The sequence below is a fragment of the Bacillus sp. LQ16 genome, assembly GCF_057784645.1.
The window spans coordinates 3,925,226-3,940,775 of the sequence record NZ_CM173491.1 but is presented as its reverse complement, the minus strand read 5'-3'; the positions used below and the strand labels follow the sequence as shown (position 1 = coordinate 3,940,775).

General features: G+C 34.5%; 14 protein-coding genes. 9 read left to right on the top strand and 5 right to left on the bottom strand.

Annotated elements, in window-relative coordinates; all coding sequences use genetic code 11:
* The first annotated feature begins 65 nt into the window (after positions 1-65).
* On the top strand, positions 66-575 hold the full coding sequence (locus AC3EMB_RS19665; protein ID WP_000218413.1) for an SDR family NAD(P)-dependent oxidoreductase: 510 nt from the start codon (positions 66-68) through the stop codon (positions 573-575).
* 64 nt (positions 576-639) lie between these two features.
* On the opposite strand, the gene AC3EMB_RS19660 is transcribed toward AC3EMB_RS19665, so the two are convergent.
* Entirely contained in the window at positions 640-1,740 is a 1,101-nt protein-coding gene (locus AC3EMB_RS19660) for an ABC transporter ATP-binding protein (protein ID WP_000818934.1), read from the bottom strand.
* A gap of 261 nt (positions 1,741-2,001) precedes the next feature.
* Between AC3EMB_RS19660 and malL the strand changes: the two genes are divergently transcribed.
* On the top strand, positions 2,002-3,678 hold the full coding sequence (gene malL, locus AC3EMB_RS19655; protein ID WP_050844464.1) for an oligo-1,6-glucosidase: 1,677 nt from the start codon (positions 2,002-2,004) through the stop codon (positions 3,676-3,678).
* A 40-nt stretch (positions 3,679-3,718) separates the two neighbouring features.
* On the opposite strand, the gene AC3EMB_RS19650 is transcribed toward malL, so the two are convergent.
* Positions 3,719-5,479 carry an alpha-glycosidase gene (locus AC3EMB_RS19650; RefSeq protein ID WP_000471774.1) on the bottom strand — a complete coding sequence of 587 codons (1,761 nt, stop codon included), beginning with the start codon at positions 5,477-5,479 and terminating at the stop codon, positions 3,719-3,721.
* 324 nt (positions 5,480-5,803) lie between these two features.
* Here AC3EMB_RS19650 and AC3EMB_RS19645 point away from each other — a divergent pair, with 324 nt between their 5' ends.
* From AC3EMB_RS19645 to malR, 4 genes are all read left to right on the top strand, one after another.
* Positions 5,804-7,063, top strand: coding sequence for an extracellular solute-binding protein (locus tag AC3EMB_RS19645; RefSeq protein WP_000709931.1), 1,260 nt, complete (start codon positions 5,804-5,806; stop codon positions 7,061-7,063).
* A gap of 76 nt (positions 7,064-7,139) precedes the next feature.
* A complete protein-coding gene (gene malC / locus AC3EMB_RS19640; protein ID WP_001194982.1) occupies positions 7,140-8,441 on the top strand; it encodes a maltosaccharide ABC transporter permease MalC in 1,302 nt (433 codons plus the stop codon).
* Positions 8,442-9,284, top strand: a complete 843-nt coding sequence (malD, locus tag AC3EMB_RS19635) for a maltosaccharide ABC transporter permease MalD (protein ID WP_001022603.1) — start codon at positions 8,442-8,444, stop codon at positions 9,282-9,284. It abuts the gene before it with no gap.
* 269 nt (positions 9,285-9,553) lie between these two features.
* Entirely contained in the window at positions 9,554-10,576 is a 1,023-nt protein-coding gene (gene malR / locus AC3EMB_RS19630) for a maltose operon transcriptional repressor MalR (RefSeq protein ID WP_000219053.1), read from the top strand.
* Between the two features lie 13 nt (positions 10,577-10,589).
* Here malR and AC3EMB_RS19625 read toward each other — a convergent pair whose 3' ends face one another.
* Both AC3EMB_RS19625 and AC3EMB_RS19620 read right to left on the bottom strand, forming a co-directional pair.
* A complete protein-coding gene (locus tag AC3EMB_RS19625) occupies positions 10,590-11,753 on the bottom strand; it encodes an aminotransferase A (protein ID WP_053563723.1) in 1,164 nt (387 codons plus the stop codon).
* A 122-nt stretch (positions 11,754-11,875) separates the two neighbouring features.
* Positions 11,876-12,076, bottom strand: a complete 201-nt coding sequence (locus AC3EMB_RS19620; protein ID WP_000929276.1) for a hypothetical protein — start codon at positions 12,074-12,076, stop codon at positions 11,876-11,878.
* A 310-nt stretch (positions 12,077-12,386) separates the two neighbouring features.
* On the opposite strand from AC3EMB_RS19620, the gene kinB reads away from it, so the two are divergent.
* Positions 12,387-13,661 (top strand): sporulation sensor histidine kinase KinB, encoded by a 1,275-nt coding sequence (kinB, locus tag AC3EMB_RS19615; RefSeq protein WP_000420372.1) that lies wholly within the window; start codon positions 12,387-12,389, stop codon positions 13,659-13,661.
* 38 nt (positions 13,662-13,699) lie between these two features.
* On the opposite strand, the gene AC3EMB_RS19610 is transcribed toward kinB, so the two are convergent.
* Complete coding sequence (locus AC3EMB_RS19610) at positions 13,700-14,449, bottom strand: DUF3967 domain-containing protein (protein ID WP_000388467.1); 750 nt, start codon at positions 14,447-14,449, stop codon at positions 13,700-13,702.
* Between the two features lie 226 nt (positions 14,450-14,675).
* Here AC3EMB_RS19610 and nucA point away from each other — a divergent pair, with 226 nt between their 5' ends.
* Positions 14,676-15,110, top strand: coding sequence for a DNA-entry nuclease (nucA, locus tag AC3EMB_RS19605; RefSeq protein ID WP_000811494.1), 435 nt, complete (start codon positions 14,676-14,678; stop codon positions 15,108-15,110).
* A 36-nt stretch (positions 15,111-15,146) separates the two neighbouring features.
* Positions 15,147-15,536, top strand: coding sequence for a competence protein ComJ (locus AC3EMB_RS19600; protein ID WP_000424024.1), 390 nt, complete (start codon positions 15,147-15,149; stop codon positions 15,534-15,536).
* The last annotated feature ends 14 nt before the right edge of the window (positions 15,537-15,550 follow it).

The following is a 15,550-nucleotide window of genomic DNA, read 5'->3' as shown; positions in this document are numbered from 1 at the left end:
AACGTTTACAAATTGAATAGCAATTTTTCTTGCTTGCAGAATAATCTCATAAAGGAGTATACTGAATGACGGTAAGACTTATAGAAGGGGTAATGAAAATGAAGCTTGCAGGAAAAGTTGCTATCGTAACTGGCGGTGGCATCGGTATTGGACGTAATACAGCTCTTTTGTTGGCTAAACAAGGCGCAAAAGTAATTGTGACGGACATTGATCAAGAAAGTGGACAAGCAACAGTGGAGGAAATTACGAATCTAGGCGGAGAAGCCCTTTTTGTATTCTATGATATGGAAAAGCAAGGAGATTGGCAACGCGTTATTAGCATTACTTTGAATGCATTCAGTCGCATTGACATGCTTTTTCAAAATGCTGGTTTATATAAAATAGATTCTATTTTTTCTCGCCAACAAGAGAACGATTCCAATGTACTTTGTATTAATGACGTTTGGATAGAGATAAAACAATTAACGTCATCTTTTATGAAACAGCAAGAAGAAGTGGTGCTTAGTGATTTACCGATTTTCGGTATTATTGGCACGAAAGGACAATCATTTCATACAGTAGAAGCCCTAGTATAATAATGAAAACCGCCCTCAATATATGTGGACGGTTTTTTTGTATGTTATATAGAAGGAAATTTTTTTAGCGAATACGTTGTTCTGTTTGGCTGTCAAAGAAATGCGCTTTATTTAAATCAAATGCCAATTTAATTTGGTCACCAGGTGAGAATATATGTCTTGCATCAACACGTGCTGCAAAATCTTGATTTCCAAGTTTCATATATAAAATAGATTCAGCACCTAACAATTCAGCAACTTCAATTTTTGTTGTGAAAGTAGTAGATTGTGAAGCTTCTAAAAATAGTAGTTCATCATGAATGTCCTCCGGGCGAATACCTAAAACAATTTCTTTATTTACATAGCCTTGTTCACGTAGCATCTTCATTTTTCCTTCAGATACTTTGATTTTTATAGTATTGTCTATAACGAAATCGGTTTCAGTCAATTTACCACGGAAGAAGTTCATCGCTGGTGACCCGATAAATCCACCCACGAAAATGTTTTCTGGTGTTTCATATACTTCTTTTGGTGTTCCAATTTGTTGAATCTTTCCATCCTTCATAACGACAAGACGCGAAGCCATAGTCATTGCTTCTGTTTGGTCATGTGTTACATAAATTGTTGTTGTTCCAAGGCGATGATGTAGCTTAGAAATTTCTGAGCGCATTGCAACACGGAGTTTAGCATCTAAGTTTGATAATGGCTCGTCCATTAAGAAAACTTTTGCATCTCGAACGATTGCTCTACCTAACGCAACACGTTGGCGCTGTCCACCTGATAATGCTTTCGGTTTTCTATCTAAATATTGTTCAAGTCCTAAAATTTTTGCTGCATCTTTTACACGACGATCGATTTCATCTTTTGGTATTTTTCGAAGTTTTAATCCAAATGCCATATTATCATATACACTCATATGTGGATAAAGAGCGTAGTTTTGGAATACCATTGCGATATCTCGATCTTTTGGAGGAACATCATTCATTAGTTTACCATCAATTGAAAACTCGCCTTTTGAAATATCTTCGAGTCCAGCTACCATTCGTAACGTTGTAGATTTTCCGCATCCAGAAGGACCGACAAATACGATAAATTCTTTATCTTGAATGTGTAAATTAAAATCAGTTACAGCTGTTACGTTATTATCATATATCTTATAAATGTTTTCTAATTTAAGTTCTGCCATGGTATTTCCCCCTAGAAATAATTATGCAAACGTTTTCTTTGAGTTCATTATAAACGAATAGATTCAAAAAATAAATAAAAAAATAAAACGTTTTCATATATTGGAGAGTTATTAGTGATTTTCGCATGTTTTCTTAGAAAAAGAACAATAAAAATTGTAAGCGCTATTTTAAATTGAGATAGAATCTGTTATCATTCATTAATGAAAACGTTTGCGCCTTAAAAAAAGAAAAATGAATTATGAATGAAATGGGGTAGCATAATGGAAAAACAATGGTGGAAAGAAAGCGTAGTATATCAAATTTATCCTCGTAGCTTTATGGATAGTAACAGTGATGGTATAGGAGATCTTCAAGGGATTATTTCAAAGCTAGATTACTTAAAAGAGTTAGGGATTGATGTGATTTGGTTATCACCTGTCTATGAATCTCCAAATGATGATAATGGTTACGATATAAGTGATTATTGTAAAATTATGAACGAGTTCGGAACAATGGAAGATTGGGATGAACTATTACATGAAATGCATGAACGTAATATGAAATTGATGATGGATTTAGTTGTTAATCATACATCTGATGAACATAATTGGTTTATTGAATCACGTAAATCAAAAGATAATAAATATAGAGATTACTATATATGGCGTCCTGGAAAAGAAGGGAAAGAACCGAACAACTGGGGAGCTGCTTTTAGTGGATCTGCATGGAAGTATGATGAAATGACGGATGAATATTATTTACATCTGTTTTCTAAAAAACAACCAGATTTAAACTGGGATAATGAAAAGGTAAGACAAGATGTTTATGAGATGATGAAGTTTTGGTTAGAAAAAGGAATTGATGGATTTCGCATGGATGTTATCAATTTTATTTCTAAAGAAGAAGGGTTACCAACTGTTGAAACAGATGAAGATGGATATGTTTCAGGTCATAAACATTTTATGAACGGTCCAAACATTCATAAATATTTGCATGAAATGAATGAGGAAGTATTATCGCATTATGATATTATGACGGTTGGTGAGATGCCAGGTGTAACGACAGAAGAAGCCAAATTGTATACTGGAGAAGAACGAAAAGAGTTGCAAATGGTATTCCAATTTGAACATATGGATTTAGATTCAGGAGAAGGTGGAAAGTGGGATGTAAAACCATGCTCACTTCTTACTTTAAAAGAGAATTTAACAAAGTGGCAAAAAGCATTAGAGCATACCGGATGGAATAGCCTTTATTGGAATAACCATGATCAGCCTCGCGTTGTATCTCGTTTTGGTAACGATGGAATGTATCGCATTGAATCTGCAAAAATGTTAGCGACAGTTCTTCATATGATGAAGGGAACGCCATATATTTATCAAGGTGAAGAAATCGGAATGACGAACGTTCGATTCCAATCAATTGATGAATATCGAGATATTGAAACGTTAAATATGTATAAAGAAAAAGTGATAGACCATGGTGAAGATATAGAAAAAGTAATGGAATCTATTTATATAAAGGGTCGTGATAATGCTAGAACTCCGATGCAGTGGGATGATCAGAATCACGCTGGATTTACAACGGGTGAGCCTTGGATTACTGTAAATCCTAACTATAAAGAGATTAATGTGAAACAAGCAATCCAAGATGAAGGTTCAATTTTTTATTACTATAAGAAATTAATTGAGCTACGCAAAAATAATGAAATAGTTGTATATGGATCATATGATTTAATATTAGAGAATAATCCTTCTATTTTTGCTTATGTAAGAACATATGGAGACGAAAAACTACTTGTTATTGCAAACTTTACTGCGGATGAAAGTGTATTTGAAATGCCTGAGGATATTAGTTATAGTGAATCAGAATTATTCATACACAATTACGATGTAGAAATCGGATTGATAGATAACATTACATTACGTCCGTATGAAGCGATGGTATTCAAATTGAAATAAGAAAAATCCTTATGCCACCTTGGCATAAGGATTTTTTTGGTTACCATTTTAATATGGAGAATCCATATGGAGGAAGTGTAACTTGTAATACACTTGCTTCTGCTGAAAATTCTTCATTTGTATAAATGTTAATTATTTTCTTACCAGTAACATGAAGAGGGAGTGAAACTGTAACTTCACTATTAGTAGGGTTTAAAACGAAAAAGATAGTTTCATCCTCATATGTTTTCGTATAAGAAATATAATTATGTTCATCATTTGCTTCGATGAATTGAAAAGTACCATGTCCTCCAAAAGCTGCATGTTGTTTTCGTAATGAAATCAATGTTTGTATATGTGTAAATAATGCATGATCTTGTTCTTTAGTATCCCAAATCATACATTTACGGCAATCGGGGTCCATACCACCATCCATGCCGATTTCATCTCCGTAATAAATACATGGAGAGCCGATGAAAGAAAGATGGAATACATAGAGCAATTTCAACTTATTTTTATCTCCATTGCATGTTGTTAAAATTCTTGGAGTATCATGGCTATCTAATAAATGAAAGGCTGCTTCATTTACATTCATAGAGTAGGAATGTAGAGATTCTGTAATTTGCTTCATAAATTCACTTGCTTTAATGGAATCGTTAGCAAAGTAAGAAAGTAGAGCGTTTGTAACAGGGTAGCTCATGACAGCATCAAATTGATCGCCTTGTAGCCACGGAAGGGCATCGTGCCAAATTTCTCCCAAAATATATACTTCAGGATTTAATGTCTTTATTTCAGTTCGGAATTCTCTCCAAAAGTTGTGATCGACTTCATTTGCGACATCAAGGCGCCAGCCATCTATATTGAATTCTCGTACCCAATAACGTCCTACTTCAAGTAAGTATTCTTTTACATCTGGATGAGCCGTATTTAATTTAGGCATATACGGTGTAAAGGCGAAAGTATCATAATTGGGAAGTGGATCGGTTATAATTGGAAATTCATGAATGTGGAACCACTCTTTATATGCAGACTTCTCACCGTTCTCTAGAACGTCTTGAAATTTCTCGAAAAAGTATCCACTATGATTAAACACAGCATCGAGCATTACTTTTATACCGTGTTTATGACATTCTTCAATGAGCTCTTTAAAAGTTTCTTTCGTCCCAAATTGTGGATCAATTTCCATATAGTCAATTGTGTCATATTTATGGTTTGAATGAGCTTTGAAAATAGGTGTGAAATATATTCCGGAAATGCCAAGCTTAACAAGGTAATCAAGGTTTTGAATAACACCAGCAAAATCCCCGCCGAAAAAATTAGTTGGAGTTGGATTCGTACTTCCCCAAGGAAGGGTGTTTTCTGGATTCAGCGTACTATCGCCATTAGCGAATCGTTCAGGGAAAATCTGATACCAAATGGTGTCTTTAATCCACGATGGTGCTTTGAATACATCATCTGCATGAATAAATGGAAAACAAAAAAAGTTACCAACATCATCATTTGGAATGTTAGAAAAGAATCCTCGCTCTGTATAAATAAGAGTGTCTGTTTCAGATTTTAATTCAAACCCATAACGTAAGCGCTTAAATTTTGGTTCGATTGCAATGGACCAATAATCAAATAATGCAGTAGAACCCGTTTTTTTCATTGGTGTACTTGCTGATATCCATTTCCCGTCTTTCCATTCGTAAGGATCACCGTAAATAAGATCGGCGCTTTGAACATCATCTCTCTTAGTACGTATTCGGATGTGAATTGTTTGTTCATCGTAAGCGTATGCATAATTATCTTTCGGCCTATGATAAATGGCTTCTTTAAACATATAGAAAATCCCCCTTCAATATCTCTATACATAGTATTCCCTTAAGTGTAATAATAAAGCCTGTATTGCAAACGATTGCCTTTCTTATAGCTTTAATATTGCTTATAAGAGTAGTATTCATTTCATATAAAGTCAATGTATAAAGAGTATAATGACATAATTTTTAAATTAATATTTGCAAAATGAATAAAAGAATGTATAATGATAGACAAATAGCGCAAACGTTTTCATAGACTTGAGATATTGTTTGCGCTTCAATTAAACTATTAAATGCAAACGTTTTCAGTTACTGAGGTACATAGACAATTTAGGGAGGTTTTTGGGATGAAGAAAGCATTATCATTATTAACGGTTTCAGCATTATCTATTGGTATGTTATCTGCATGTGGACCGAAAGATTCAGGGAAAAAAGAGGAAAGTAAAGCGAAAAAAGACTATGATCTTCTTGTTTGGGAAGATGAGAAAAAAGGTGTGGGTCTAGAGCCAGCGGTGAAAAGTTTTGAAAAGAAATATAATGTGAAAGTAAAAGTTGAAGAGGTTCAGATGACGAAACAAATAGAAAAACTTCGTCTCGACGGTCCAGCTGGCACAGGGCCAGATGTTGTAACATTGCCACATGATCATATTGGTAATGCGGTAACAGAAGGGCTACTTTCAGAAGTGAAAGTAGATGATACAGTAAAAAGTAAATTTACAGATTTATCAATAGAAGCACAAACATATAACGGAAAAATATATGGTTTACCAAAAGCGATTGAAACACCAATCTTTATTTATAATAAAAAAATGATGCAAAAAGCGCCGGAAACGATGGATGAACTGTTTAACTTCTCAAAAGACTTTACGAAAGATGGAAAATACGGATTTTTAGCACTAGGAGATAACTTCTACTTTGCTAATGCATTTATGGCAGGTATGGGTGGTTATGTATTTGGTGAAAAAGATGGAAAGCCAAATGCAAATGATATTGGATTAAATAATAGCGGTGCGGTACAAGGTGCTGAATATATTCAAAAATGGTATAAAGAAAAGTTATTCCCGAAAGGTATTATCGGTGAATCTGGTGGTTCAGCTGCAGATGGATTATTTAATGAAGGAAAAGCAGCATCTATTATGAATGGTCCATGGGCATTCCAAGCGATGGAAAAGGCTGGAATAGACTATGGTGTTGCTCCAATGCCGAAATTACCAAATGGTCAACCGATGAAAACGTTCGTTGGCGTAAAAGGATGGCATGTAACAAGCTTCTCTAAACAAAATGATTTAGCTACAAAATTTACTGAGTGGGTTACAAATGAAGAAAATGCTAAAATTCGCTTTGAGAAAACGAAAGAAATTCCACCAGTAAAATCAGTAATGGAAGATCCAATCATTAAAGAAAATGAGGCTGCAAAAGCGGTTGCGACACAATCTGAAAATGGAATTCCAATGCCAAATATTCCAGAAATGCAAGAAGTTTGGAAACCAGCTGGAGATGCGCTTCAATTAGTTGTATCAGATAAAGAAGCACCAAAATCCGCACTTGATAGTGCAGTGAAACAAATTAAAGGTAATATTGAGGCAAATCATAGTAAGAAAAAATAAGGTGAAATTCGTGCCTCTAATATGAGGGGCACGAATTCTCTCCCTTCCATGTAGGAAGAAAAAAGGGGGAAGGAACATGCAAACATCTATGGAACCTGCAAAGGGGTTAAATGATTCAAAGCATAGGAAAGTGGCAACCATGTTATCAATCATTCCAGGCGTGGGCCAAATGTATAATAAACAATTTGTAAAAGGTCTTATTTTTCTAGTATTAACAGGTTCATTTATTGTAGCCTTTGCTGATTTATTAAATATGGGATTATGGGGCATTGTAACGCTCGGTACAGAAGTTCCACGTGACCATTCCGTCTTTCTATTAGTAGAAGGGATCTTGGCACTTATCGTTATCGCTTTTGGGCTTGGCATATATGCATTTAACTTATATGATGCATATCAAAATGGGAAGAAACGTGATATTGGAACACCGTTAAATTCTGTAAAAGAGCAATACCGTAATTTGTTAGATCAAGGCTTTCCTTATTTAATGGTTTCACCAGGTTTTCTACTACTTATCTTTGTTGTCGTATTTCCAATCATCTTCGTAATTTTAATTGGATTTACAAACTATGATTTATATCATTCTCCTCCAGCTAAATTAGTAGATTGGGTGGGCTTTAAAAACTTTATTGATATTTTCACATTACCGATGTGGAGAGATACATTTTTAAGTGTATTTTCTTGGACTGTCATTTGGACATTCGTTGCAACAACATTACAAGTTGCACTTGGTATTTTTTTAGCGATTATCGTAAATCAGCCTGGTATTAAAGGTAAGGCAATTATTCGAACAATCTTTATTTTACCGTGGGCTGTTCCAGCGTTCGTATCTATTCTTGTATTTGCTGGTATGTTTAATGAAACATTTGGAGCAATTAATAACCAAGTATTAGCTTTATTCGGGATTGAAAAGATTGCTTGGATGACAGACCCGTTTTGGTCAAAGATTGCTTTAATTATGATTCAAACGTGGCTTGGTTTCCCGTTCGTCTTTGCGATGACAACAGGTATACTGCAATCGATTCCAGGAGAATTATATGAAGCGGCTACAGTAGACGGAGCAACTGCTTGGCAACAGTTCCGCAAAATTACATTGCCACTTGTGTTATATGCAACAGCGCCAATATTAATTACGCAATATACGTTTAACTTTAATAATTTTAGTATTATTTATCTATTTAATAACGGGGGACCTGCTGTGTCTGGACAAAATGCAGGTGGAACGGATATTTTAATTTCATGGATCTATAAGTTAACGATGACTTCGGCTCAATACGGCAAAGCAGCAGCTCTTACAATGATTTTATCGTTAATCGTTATTACAGTTGCGTTATGGCAATTTAAGAGAACAAAATCATTCCAAGAAGAGGATATGATGTAAATGAATATTAAACGACAAAAGATGCTACGTCTTTCATTAAGTTATTTAGTTATCTTCATAATGTGTGCGATTGTTTTCTATCCATTACTATGGATAATTGGCTCATCGTTTAATCCAGGTGATAGTTTATCTGGGTCAAGTATTATTCCAAAAAACGCCACATTAGATCATTATCGCAAGCTACTTGATCTCGATTCAAGTAATTACTTACTTTGGTATAAAAATACTTTGAAAGTTAGCGTAATGACGATGATTTTCTCTGTACTAGCCATTAGTTTTACTGCTTATGCATTTTCGAGATATCGTTTTGTTGGAAGAAAGAATGGTTTATTAACATTTTTAATTCTGCAAATGATCCCGAATTTTGCAGCGTTAATCGCACTATATATATTAGCTCAGTTAACAGGATTACTTGATACACACCTTGCATTAATTTTAATTTATGTGGGCGGAGCAATTCCGATGAATACATGGCTTATGAAAGGGTATTTTGATACGATTCCGAAAGAACTGGATGAATCAGCTCGAATGGATGGAGCAGGGCATTTCCGTATTTTCTGGCAAATCATTATGCCACTTGCAAAGCCAATCGTAGCGGTTGTAGCATTATTTACTTTCATTGGTCCATTTACAGATTTCATTTTAGCGAGTATTATTTTGCGAACACCAGAAAATTATACTTTAGCAGTTGGATTATATGAAATGGTTGCGAAAAAATTCGGTAATGAATTTACAACGTTTGCAGCGGGTTCAGTGTTAATTGCGATCCCGATTTCAATTTTATTCCTATCACTACAAAAATATTTTGTTTCCGGTTTAACAGCTGGAGGTACAAAAGGATGAAAAATGGGACATTACGTCCCATTTTTCTTTTCATCTCCCTATAAATAAGTTTATAGGGAGATGAAAAGAGATTTGACATCACATGTGAAAAGAAGTGAAATAAATAGTATATTATAGTATAGGAAAAAATAGCTATATCCCTTACAATACATGAAGAGGGAGAATAGGATTAGTTTTGCAAGATATAAGAAATGAAAGTTTATGACTTGCAATGAGTGCGAGATAAAATATATGAAAAATGGCAGAGAAATGAGAGGAGGGGGATTTTTATGACAGTTACAATTAAAGATGTGGCGAAGCAAGCGAATGTGGCACCATCAACAGTTTCTCGTGTAATTGCTGATAATCCAAGTATAAGTGAAAAGACAAAGCGCCGTGTTAGGAAAGTGATGAGTGAATTAGGGTATCATCCCAATTTAAATGCGAGAAATCTTGCGAACCAAACGACGAAAACACTTGGTCTTGTTATGCCAAGTTCTGCAAGTAAAGCTTTTCAAAATCCATTTTTCCCAGAAGTTATAAGAGGGATTAGTTCATTTGCACACGTAGAAGGTTATGCGCTTTACATGTCGACAGGTGAAACGGAAGAAGAAATTTTTAATGGTGTCGTAAAGATGGTACAGGGACGTCAAATTGGTGGTATTATTCTTTTATATTCAAGGGAGAATGATCGGATTATTCAATATTTACATGAACAAAATTTCCCGTTTGTTTTAATAGGAAAACCATATGATCGAAAAGATGAAATTACATATGTAGATAATGACAATTATACAGCTGCAAGAGAAGTGGCAGAATATTTAATTTCATTAGGGCATAAGCAAATCGCGTTCATTGGTGGTGGATCAGATTTACTTGTAACGAGAGATCGTTTAGCTGGTATGAGTGATGCCTTGAAATTAGCAGACATTGTATTACCAAAAGAATATATTTTACATTTTGATTTTTCGAGAGAAAGTGGTCAACAAGCCGTTGAGGAATTAATGGGACTGCAGCAACCGCCAACGGCAATTATGGCAACGGATGACTTAATTGGACTTGGTGTGTTAAGTGCTCTTTCTAAAAAAGGATTCGTTGTACCGAAGGATGTTTCTATTGTAAGCTTTAATAATGCTTTATTATCAGAAATTGCGAGCCCTCCACTTTCGACAGTTGATGTGAATATTTATCAGCTAGGATATGAGGCAGCAAAAGCTTTAGTTGATAAAGTAGAGAATGCAGAATCCACTGCAAAGTGTATCATTATTCCTCATAAATTACTAAAACGTCAAACTTGTGATCATTATGCATAAAAAAGCTAAGAGTTTAACTCTTAGCTTTTTTTATTAGAAAGGCTTCTAATCGGTCGCAGCCTTCTTTTAAAGTTTCGATACTATACGCATAGGACAAGCGAAGGTAGCCTTCACCGTATTCAGAGAATGCTGTTCCAGGAACTACAGCTAGTCCAGCTTCTTTGACAAGATCAAGTGCAAAATCAAATGATGAAGATGTCAAATGACCGACATATGGGAATAAGTAAAATGCACCTGTTGGCTTTTCAACTGCTAATCCCATTTGAGTGAGTCTATTATATACGTAATCACGGCGTTTTTTATATTGGTGGCGCATCATTTTGGGTGCGTCTTTAGCAGCTGTTAATGCTTCAATCGCAGCGTATTGAGCGATTGAAGTAGCACACGTTACATTGTATTGATGAACTTTTAATATGTGTCCTGCTAAATAGCTTGGTGCGAATAAAAGTCCAACACGCCAGCCAGTCATAGAATGTGATTTAGATAAACCGTTAATGACAATTGTCTTTTCACGCATTTCTGGGAAATGAGCGATAGATGTATGCTTTTGTTCATACACAAGCTCGCTATAAATTTCATCTGAAAGGACGAAAATATTTTTATCTTTTAAAACATCTACAATATCTTTTAATTCTTCTATGGATAAAGTTACACCAGTTGGGTTAGAAGGATATGGTAGTACGATACATCTTGTTTTTTCTGTAATAGCATTTTTTAGCGCGTCAGCTGTTAAACGGAATCCAGTTTCACGAACATCTACAAAAATGGGCGTTGCACCGCATAATCGAATAATAGGTTCGTAACCTGGATAAATAGGAGCAGGTAAAATTACTTCTGTTCCTGGCTCTAAAATCGTTCGGAATGCAACATCAATTGCTTCGCTAGCACCAATTGTAACGATGGTTTCGTTTTCAGGTGAGTAATGTAAATCGTAGTTATCTTTTACGAAGTTACAAGCTGCCTTACGTAATTCTAGTAAACCAGCGTTATGTGTATAGCTTGTATAGTTTTCTGTAATAGCCCGTTTTGCCGCTTCTTTTACGAGAGAAGGTGTAGGGAAATCGGGTTGTCCAATTGTTAAAGAAATCAAATTATCATAGTTTTGAATCATGTTAGAGAATTGACGGATTCCAGAAATTTGGATATCCTTCACTCTAGGGTTAATGAATTGTTCCATTGTATCTCCCTTTCTTCCGTTTGAAAATTAAGTTCATTTTATCATATTTTCTATGATTGCGCTTTGTATATGTAATTTAGAAAGAGAGAGAAAAGAAAAAAAAAGCCGCTATAAGCGACTTTTTAATATCCGTATTCCCAATCTATTTCATCTTCATTCCAGAGTACAGAGGATACCTTGCCAAGGTGAACAACTGATTCGTTCACAGCACATGTGCAATCTTCATCTCCTGCTTTATGCTGTAACTCTTCATATACTGATTTTTCAACATTTTCTAGAACAACCAAATTTTCTTCTTTTAAAACAAGCGTAGTACCCGCCATATTTATCTTCCTCCTACTAAAGTAATGATCACTTATTTGTAAACATAGATAGTATGGATTATATGCTGTATTTTGCTATAGTTGTCCGTCTAAAAAAGTATTTTTACATTTTCTTTGTAATCCGTATTCATTGTATACTGCACGAAGGAAATTTGGTACAGGGTTTACAATCATTTCGAAAATCTGTAACAATTATTATGAGTTGTTAACAAAGAATTAACAAATATGTTAAGAAAAATCAAAATTTTAAAACAAATAAACCTATAAAATGATATAATCATATCAAAATACATATAGGGGATGAGAGGTTATGGAGCTTATCCGTGATTTGTTGATTCAAATTGCCATCATAATTTTACCACTATTTTTATATGAAGCGATTCGTTTAAATCGCTATCAAGAAATGCCTCCGAAGCCAAATCGTTACTTTATTATGTTTTTATCTAGCGTTACGCTCGTTCTCTCCATGACATACTCTATTTGTTTTGGCAATGTGTGTGGGTATAACTTTCACCCAATTCCAATTGTCAGTGGTTTTTTATATGGTGGGATTGTTGGTTTAATCCCAGCGGTTATTTTTGTTGCATATGAATGGTTACTAAAGGGAATGAGCTTTCTTCCAGTTTTAGAAGTAACATTTCTATTGATAGTTCCGCTATTTTTATCAAAGAAATGGTCTCTTTTTTCAAGAGATAAGAAATTAATTTTAGCATTTATGATTTCATCATTTTATGTGCTTGTTTCTTTAGTATTAGGCATGATTAATGTTCTTTTGGAAACAGGATTTACACCGTATATTTCGCAAATATATAGCGGATTTATATTTGCCTCGCTTATCATGGTCATGACAATGGTATTTCAGGTGTATTTAACTGAATATTTAAATGAAAATGCATTGCTACGTACAGAGATGCAAAAATCAGAAAAGCTTAATATTGTAAGTGAGTTAGCAGCAAGTGTGGCACATGAAGTTCGAAATCCACTTACTGTTGTTCGTGGATTTATCCAATTGCTAGAAAGTACGGAAGATGTGAAGAATAAGGATTATATGCGTCTCGTATTAGCTGAATTGGATCGGGCGGAACAAATTATTTCAGATTACTTGAATTTAGCAAGGCCGCAAATTGAGAAAAAAGAACACATTTGTTTATCAGCCCAATTAATAGAAATGACCACTCTTATGTCGTCATTTGCAGCAATGCAAGGTGTATATTTACAAGTTGAAATTTCAGAAAGTCTTTATACGATTGGTGATAAGACAAAATTGAAGCAAGCTATTATGAATGTTGTTAAAAATGGTATTGAAGCAATTCAAGGAAATAAAGGATATTTAAAAGTAACAGCTATTCAAAAAGACGAAACAATCATAATAAGAGTTAAAGATAGTGGTGTTGGTATGACGAAAGAACAGTTAGCAAGGCTGGGGCAACCATATTATTCTTTAAAAGAAAAAGGGACAGGATTAGGGCTTATGGTAACATTTAGTATTTTACAAGCGCATAATGGTACATTGGAATATAAGAGTGAAAGTGGAAAAGGCACTGAAGCAATTATTATATTACCAGCTGTACAAAATAAGGAATAAAAGTTACCGATGGAAGGTAACTTTTTATTTTATATTGTTTATTCATTTGTTTTTTCTTGTTTTGCTCGGCTAAATAAACTTTTAAATGATTGAAAGAAGCTTTGCTCTTTTGAGGCAGCGACCATTCTTTTTGTTTCTTGAATTTCTCGAATAACTTGCATAAGCTGTGCATCACGATTACTGTCCTTGTTATAAATTTGACTAACAAGTTTATTCATTTTTTCTTCTTGTTTGGATTCTCGTTTATACATATGATTCATTAATAAGTCCATTTTTTCTTTTTGCAATGCATCTGTTTGAGCGGCGTGCTCGACTAACTCTTGAAGCATTTTTTCTTGAGAGCCTTCTTTTACATACACTTGTTGCATCAATTCATCTAGTTTCTCATCCTTTAAACGATTTTGTGTAATTAGAGTAGAATTTTGATGAATAATTGCTTCATTTAATTGAGCTAGCATTTCAAGTTTCAACATGAACTCCTCAAAGTTACGCCCATCTTCTTTTTCTTTCGGTTGTATCTCTTGCTTATCTTGTATAACTGGTACAGGTGGGGCCTCTTTTTCTTTTAAAATAATCGGTATCGTTTCTGAAATATCTTCTTGTAATGTGGCAGCTCTTTCATGTATAGATTTCAATAGTTTTAAATCATCAAGTTTATAAATACGAGCATCAGCTGTTTTAGAAATCATATAACCATGTTCCTCTAACAGTTGACTATATTTGCGGACTATATGTTTTGGGATGCCTGTTTTATTCGTGACATCTTTCGTTTTATAGGTAGCTTCCATGATATTTCCTCCCCAAAAAGTATCGTATATATCATTTCAATCTTTTATGAGGACTTCCTTTGAAAAAGAATGTCGGAAGGCTATTAGTTTTCTACAGCATTAGTGAAAAAATGAAATTTTTTGGCGGAATGGCAAGGAATAACTAAAATAATGTCTGAAAACATATACAGGAGAAGTTTGTTATAATAACTGAGGAAAAGAAACTGGTAGAAACATGGAGGTATACATGAAGCAATTAAAAGGTATTATCATTTCAATTATTGCAATTCTGTCTATTTTAGTAGCAGTTTATGAAGTGCTTGTGCCAGAGGAAACAAGTGTAAAGAAAACGAATACGTATGATCAAGTGTTAGAATTTCCGAAAGAACGTTATCCAGAGACAGGAAAACATATTACGGATGCTATAAAAGAAGGGCATTCAGAAGTTTGTACAATCGATCGTGGTGGTGCTGCAGATAGAAGGAAATTGTCGTTAGCACCGTATCCATCAAAAAAAGGGTATGATCGTGATGAATGGCCAATGGCGATGTGCAAGGAAGGCGGAAAAGGAGCACATATTGAATATATAAGTCCGGCGGATAACCGGGGAGCAGGCTCTTGGGTAGGGAATAAGTTAGATAAATATCCAGATGGTACGCGTGTGAAATTTGAAGTGAAGTAGTATTTGTACATTTCATAATGAAGGAGAAGGGGAACTATGGAGTTAACAATTTCTTATTCGCAATTAATGTTGATGAACTATGACGGTGAGCAGCCTTATGTAGACTGGACGGATGAAGATTTTGAAAGAGGTTATGCTGAGGCAGAGGGAACTGTTATTTTTGAAGCACTTTCTGATTATACTTGTGAAGTGAAAGTGACCCCAGGGAAACATATTGAAAAAGAAGAAGTGGTTAGAACGATTACGGTTCCTTTTACGGTTGAAAATGAAAGTATCGTTATAACGAGCATTCTTTCAAACAAATTTCAAATATCTATTCCAAATGGTGAGTATACAGTTGTCTTACAAGCAATTCCTCTTGAAGAGCCAACGGATGATGAATTATATAAAATACAATACGAATTCTTCTTTGAAAGTAAAGAATAAAAAATGGGTTATCC